Annotated in this window: 1 protein-coding gene; it reads left to right on the forward strand. The window is 70.5% G+C overall.

The window, feature by feature from the left end:
- Positions 1-809, forward strand: an 809-nt coding sequence (locus ABWU78_RS20885) for a hypothetical protein (protein WP_439159391.1), incomplete at both ends; no start/stop codon positions are given.

Consider the following 809-nt stretch of genomic DNA (forward strand, 5'->3'; position numbering starts at 1 on the left):
CTCCGACGTCACCACCGGTACCGTCGGTGCCGAGACCAAGGCCACCGCCGTCGCCGACTCCGTCTGGTCCGGCGACAACCTGCAGGTCTCCCCCTCGGCCGGGTTCAACGGCGAGTCCAACGCTTCCCAGACCGGCATCCTGCGCAACGGCATCAAGCGCTACCTCAACCTGCACCAGTGTGACTTCGTCCTGCGCAGTTCCACGGGTACCGAGCGTGATCAGTTCCGGTACGTGACCAACCTCGGCGGGGGCAACTGGGGTGCCGGAACGAACGCGTCGAACACCGCCGACTCCGCGGCGAGCTGTGGCGCCGGTGGGGCGGGGGATGCGGGCGGCACGTGGGTACTGCGTAACAGCCAGGTCGCGGCGCTGGACCTCCTCGGCAACCGTTACGTGAACCTCCAGGAGTGCGACTACGTGATGCCGAGCGTCGGCCGCGGCGACGTGGCGCGCTGGGTGACGAACCTGGGCGGCGGCAACTGGGGTGCCCCGTCGACCGCGGCGAACGCGCCGAAGGCCGCGGGCGACTGCGGGCCGGGTGGGACGAACAACGGTCTGACGTGGGAGCTCAACGGCGACCAGGTCGAGGTGCTCGACACGCTGGGCAACCGGTACGTCAACCTTCACCAGTGCGACTACGCCATCGCGTCGGACCTGACCGGCAACCCGCGCTACCGCTACACGACCAACGCCGGGTCCGCTACGGGCAACTGGGCTGTCGGGACGAACGCGTCGAACGCCGCCGACGCGGCGGCGCTCTGCGGGCCGGGTTCCGCGGGCTGGGAGCTGAACGGGCAGGGCGTCCGCG

Source organism: Cellulosimicrobium sp. CpK407, assembly GCF_051844275.1.
GTDB lineage: Bacteria > Actinomycetota > Actinomycetes > Actinomycetales > Cellulomonadaceae > Cellulosimicrobium > Cellulosimicrobium cellulans_G.